This window comes from Candidatus Methylomirabilota bacterium (assembly GCA_035260325.1).
Lineage (GTDB): Bacteria > Methylomirabilota > Methylomirabilia > Rokubacteriales > CSP1-6 > AR19.
In genome coordinates, this window is the sequence record DATFVL010000175.1 from 1 (window position 1) to 5,541 (window position 5,541).

At 73.8% G+C, this 5,541-nt stretch carries 3 protein-coding genes; all 3 read left to right on the forward strand.

What is annotated here, in order from left to right:
• Nucleotides 1-955, forward strand: a 955-nt coding sequence (locus tag VKG64_11620; protein ID HKB25688.1) for an amidohydrolase family protein, incomplete at its 5' end; no start/stop codon positions are given.
• Nucleotides 952-3,990, forward strand: a complete 3,039-nt coding sequence (locus VKG64_11625; GenBank protein HKB25689.1) for a GAF domain-containing protein — start codon at nt 952-954, stop codon at nt 3,988-3,990. The genes VKG64_11620 and VKG64_11625, both read left to right, overlap by 4 nt.
• Nucleotides 3,987-5,348 carry a sigma-54 dependent transcriptional regulator gene (locus VKG64_11630; protein ID HKB25690.1) on the forward strand — a complete coding sequence of 454 codons (1,362 nt, stop codon included), beginning with the start codon at nt 3,987-3,989 and terminating at the stop codon, nt 5,346-5,348. Before VKG64_11625 ends, VKG64_11630 begins: the two co-directional genes overlap by 4 nt.
• Nucleotides 5,349-5,541: the final 193 nt, after the last annotated feature.

The following is a 5,541-nucleotide window of genomic DNA, read 5'->3' on the forward strand; positions in this document are numbered from 1 at the left end:
CGCGAGCCACATCCGCGGCGAGGGCGCGACGCTGCTCGAGGCGGTGCGCGAGGCGATCAGGATCGGGCGCGAGGGCGAGCTCTCCGTGCAGGTGAGCCACGTCAAGGCGGCCGGGCGGCCCAACTGGGGCAAGGTCGCCGACGCGCTGGCCCTCATCGATGCCGCGCGCGCCGAGGGCCTCGACGTCATGGGCGACGTCTACCCGTACACGGCGTCGAGCACGACGGTGCGCACGCTCCTGCCCGACTGGGCTCTCGAGGGCGGAATCGGGCCCATGCTCAAACGCCTCGCGGATCCGGCGGCGCGCGAGCGGATCCGCGGCGAGCTGGAGGCGCCCGTCACCGGGCAGAGCCTCCTCGACCGCGTCGGCTGGGAGAACGTCATGATCTCCTTCTGCGCGCGGCGGAAGGACGCGGAGGGGAAGCGTCTCTCGGAGATCGGCGCGGCGCGCGGGATGAGCCCGCTCGACGCCGCGCTCGAGCTGATCGCGGACGAGGCGGGGAAGGCCTACATGATCCTCTTCCAGCTCGACGAGAAGGATCTCCGCCGCGTGCTCGCGCACCCGGCAATCATGATCGGCTCCGACGGCTCGTCGCTCGCGCCCTACGGCGCGCTCGCAGCGGGCAAGCCGCACCCGCGGAGCTACGGCACGTTCCCGCGCGTCCTCGGCGAGTACGCCCGCGAGCAGCGCGTTCTCGGGCTGGCCGAGGCGATTCACAAGATGACGGGGCTCCCCGCGCGGCGCTTGGGCCTCCGCGACCGCGGCGTGGTCCGGGCCGGCGCCAAGGCCGACCTCGTCGTCTTCGATCCCAAGCGCGTCGCCGACCAGGCGACCTACGAGGAGCCCCACCGCTATCCCGTCGGGATCGAGCACGTCCTCGTCAACGGCCGGCTCGTCATCAAGGACGGCGAGCACACCGGGAGCCTCCCCGGGAAGCTCCTCACGCCGCCATGAACCCGCGGGTGTTTCCCGATCTCCTCACGCCGCTCGCGACCGCGGCCTCCGTGGAGGAGGGGCTGGCGCGGGCGCTCCCGCACCTCGTGCGCGCGACGGGTGCCGACGCGGGCGCGCTCGCCTTCACGCCCGAGCGTGGCGAGCCCGTCGTCGTCGCCGCGGGGACCCGGCGGCTCCCGCCGGCGCTCCGCGAGTGGCTCGTCGCCGCCGCCACACGCCCGGTCCGTGGCGTGAGACTCGCGCGCGTCTCGCCGCCGGGGGGCCGCGCCGTCTCGCTGCTCTCGGCGCCGCTCGGCGCGCTGCGGCGCCCGGCGGGCGCGCTCCTCCTGCTCGGCCGGCCCGGGCGGCTCACGCGCGCGGCGCTGCCCGCGGACTTCCGGCGCGAGCTCGCCGCCGCGATCGAGCGCGTCTGGCACCTCCACCGGCGGGCGCTCCGCACGTCCGTCCTCGACGCGATCACGCGGCTGCTCGTCTCAGGCGACTCGCTCGACGACGTGTTCCGCGCCTTCACCGAGGGCGTGGCGCGGCTCATCCCCTTCGACTCGATCGCCGTCGCGCTCCTCGACGCCGAGCGCGGCGAGTTCGAGATCGTGGACGTCGCCGCCCGCGGCCTGCCGCTCGCGGGCAAGCGCGACGCGCGCATGGGGCTCGCGGGGACCCTCGTCGCCGAGGTCGTGCGGGCGGGCGGCCCGGTGCGGGTGGACGACGCCGAGCGCGACCCGCTGCCCGAGGCGAGCCGTCGCGTGCTCGCGGGCGGCGGCTACCGCGCCGCGCTGCTCGTCCCGCTGGCGGCGGGCGGGGGCGTCTTCGGCGCGGTGACGCTGGCGGCGACGCGACCCGGCGCGTACGACGCCGCGGACGCCGAGGTGCTGGCCGAGCTGGCGCGCCCGCTCGCCTCGGCGATCGAGCAGCGGCGGCTCAACGAGGAGGGGCGGCGGCGGACCGACGAGCTGGCGGCGCTCTACGCGACGAGCCGGCTCATTACCTCGCGCCTCGACGCCGCGTCGGTGCTCGACCGGATCAGTCACTCGGTCACGGCGCTCATCGGCAGCACGGGCTGCGGGATCGGTCTCCTGAACCGCCAGCGCACGCACCTCACCCACGTCGCCGCCCACGGCTTCCAGAGCGAGGAGTGGCGCGCGCTCTCCATGCCGGTCGGCGAGGGGATCATGGGACGTGCTGCGGAGAGCGGCGCGACGATCCGCGTGGACGACGTCCGCGCCGACCCGCGCTCGGCCCGGCGCGACGTGGACGAGCGTGAGGGCATCCGCTCGATGCTCTGCGTGCCGCTCAAGGTCGGCGGCGGCGTCATCGGCGTGATCTCGGCCTTCTCGACGCGCCCGGGGACCTTCACGGCCCACGACCAGCGCGTCCTCGAGGCCTTCGGCGAGCAGGCGGGCATCGCGATCCACAACGCACAGCTCTTCGAGGAGAGCGTGCACCGCGCGCGCGAGACGCGGGCCCTCCTCGAGGCCGGGCGGGCCGTCGGCGCGAGCCTCGACGTGGACCGGACGATCCGGGTCATCCTCGACGCCGCGCGCGGCGTGCTCGGCGCCGACTCCTGCGGGCTCTCGACGCTCGACCCGAAGACGAACGAGCTCGCCACGGCGGCCAGTCTCGACCTGCCCCCGGAGATGGTGAGGGACATCCGCGTGAAGGTGGGCGAGGGGATCAGCGGCCGCGCCGTGAGCGAGCGCCGGGCGATCCAGAGCCGCGACCTCTTCGACGACCCGCGCGCCCGCTTTCCCCAGCTCGCTCGCGCGACCGGCTTCCGCTCGATGCTCGCGGCGCCGCTCCGCGTGGGCGACGTCGCGATCGGGGCGATCAGCGTCTTCCGGCGCGACGTCCACGAGTTCTCGGCCGCCGAGGAGGAGCTGCTCCTGGCGCTCGCGGACCAGGCGGCGATCGCGCTCGAGCACGCCCGGCTCTATGCCGAGCTCGAGACGCGGGTCGCCGAGCGGACGCGCGAGCTCGACGCGCAGAAGCGGTTCGTCGAGGTCGTGCTCGAGACCCTGCCGCTCGGCGTGTTCGTGCTGGACGCCGGGCTCCGCGTCGTCCGCGCGAACCGCGAGGGCGCCCAGGCGCTCGGCGCGGCGCCGGACGTCCGCGCGCCCTTCGCGCCGCTCCTCGGCCCCGGCCACGCGCCGGCCGTGGAGGCGTTCCTCCGCCGGGCGTTCGAGACGCGGCGGGGCGCCGTGATGGAGCAGGAGACCACGCGCGCGGGCGACACGCGGACCTTCCGGCTCACGACGGCGCCCTTCGAGTCGGCCGACGAGGAGGTCCACCACGCCGTGGTGCTCGTCGAGGACGTCACGCGGGCCAAGCGGCTCGAGCGCCAGATGCTCCTGACCGAGCGGCTCACGACGGCGGGCCGGCTCGCGGCCGGCGTCGCGCACGAGCTCAACAACCCGCTCGCGACGATCGCGGGCTGCGCCGAGTCGCTCCAGAGCCGCCTCGCCGAGGGCGGGCTCGCCCGGACCGCCGAGCTCGCCGATTTCCCGCACTACCTGCGCCTGATCGAGGAGGAGGCGTTCCGCTGCAAGGAGATCACGGGGAGCCTGCTGCAGTTCGTCCGCGACCCGGGCAGCCGCCGCGCGCCGACGGACCTCAACGCGCTCGTCCAGAAGACGCTCGAGCTCCTGTCGCACCAGCCGCGCTTCGCCGAGGCCCGCGTCCTGACCGAGCTCGATCCCGCCCTCCCGCTGGTCGCGGTCAACGAGGGCCAGCTGCGCCAGGTCTTCACCGGCCTCGCGGCGAACGCGCTCGAGGCGATGGAGGGGCGCGGCGCGCTGACGCTGCGCTCGCGGGTCCATCGCGGCGAGGTCGAGGTGGAGTTCGACGACGAAGGGCCGGGGATCCCCGACGAGATCCTGCCGCGCATCTTCGACCCGTTCTTCACGACCAAGCCGCCGGGGCAGGGCACGGGGCTCGGCCTCGCGATCGCACAGGGGATCGTCGCCGACCACGGGGGCCGGCTCGAGGTCACCTCGCGGCCCGGCAAGGGCAGCGTCTTCCGGGTGGTGCTGCCGCTATGAGCCGGAAGATCCGCGTGCTGGTGGCCGACGACGAGCAGAACCTGCGCGAGCTCATGGTCCGCGAGCTCGGGCGCAAGGGCCACGAGGTCGAGAGCGTCGCCGACGGCGCGGCCGCGCTGGCGCGGCTGCAGGACGCCCCTTACGACGTCCTGGTCCTCGACATGAAGATGCCGAAGAAGGCGGGCATCGACGTCCTGCGCGAGCTCCAGCCGCTCCCCGACCCGCCGCAGGTGATCGTGATGACCGGCTTCCAGGAGGTGTCCACCGCCGTCGAGGCGATGAAGCTCGGCGCGTACGACTACCTCACGAAGCCGACGAAGATCGAGGAGCTCGACATCGTCATCCGCAAGGCGGCGGAGAAGGCGCAGCTCCTCCGCGACAACGAGGCGCTGCGCGCGCACGCGCCGGGCGGGGAGCCCGCCGGCGGCATCCTGACGCGGAGCCTCGCGATGCAGGAGGCGCTGCGGATCGTCGAGCGCGTGGCGCCGACGGACTCGGCGGTGCTCATCCTCGGCGAGAGCGGTACCGGCAAGGAGCTCGTCGCCCACGCGATCCACGACCGCTCCCAGCGGGCGGCCCGTCCATTCGTCCCGATCCACTGCGGGGCGCTCCCGCGCGAGGTGTTCGAGTCCGAGCTGTTCGGCCACGAGAAAGGCGCGTTCACGGGCGCGATCGGCACGAAGCCGGGGCTCGTCGAGCTGGCCGACGGCGGCACGCTCTTCCTCGACGAGATCGGCGAGATGGAGCCGGACAGCCAGGTGAAGCTCCTGCGCGCGCTCGAGACCGGGACCTTCTTCCGCGTCGGGGGCACGCGCCCCCGCCGCGTGGACGTGCGGCTCGTCGCGGCGACCAACCGCGACCTCGCGGAGGCGATGCGCGCGGGCGCGTTCCGCCAGGACCTCTACTTCCGGATCAACACGGTCACCGTGACCCTGCCGTCCTTGCGGGAGCGCTCCGGGGATATCCCCCTCCTCGCCAAGTCCTTCCTTGAGCGCTTCCGACTGAAGCACAGCCGCGAGGTCGACACCATCGATCCCGAAGCGTACCGGCGGCTGCTCTCGTACTCGTGGCCCGGCAATATCCGCGAGCTGGAGCACGCGGTCGAGCGAGCGGTGCTCGTGGCCCGGGGCAAAGAGATCGCCCTCAGCGACCTGCCCGAGCCTCTCCAGGCGAACGCCTCGCCGGAGGGGTCGGCTCCGCCTCCGGGATCACTCGAGGAGATCGAGCGGGTCTCCATCGTGCGGGCGCTCGAGTCCACCGGGTGGAACAAGCAGGCCGCCGCCCAGGTGCTGGGTCTACGCCGCCCGACGCTGTACTCGAAGATGCGCCGCCACGGGATCCCGCAGCGCCGCGCCTGACGTTCGCCTCGAGACGTCCTGTCCGCTCAGCCTGTCATGCCCTTGCCGCCGGGCATGAGGCCAGGCGATTCAAGTAGCTGGAAAACAAAGCGCACGACCTTGGCAACAGTCTTGCGTCTGCGAGGCGCTTGGAGGTGCATCATGCCGCGCATACTGCTCGTCGACGATGATCCCGCCTGGCGGAAGCTGTACC

Excerpts from the sequence above, each read along its gene's own strand:
- VKG64_11625 (HKB25689.1), top strand. The coding sequence starts at position 952 with ATGAACCCGCGGGTGTTTCCCGATCTCCTCACGCCGCTCGCGACCGCG.
- VKG64_11630 (HKB25690.1), top strand. The coding sequence starts at position 3,987 with ATGAGCCGGAAGATCCGCGTGCTGGTGGCCGACGACGAGCAGAACCTG.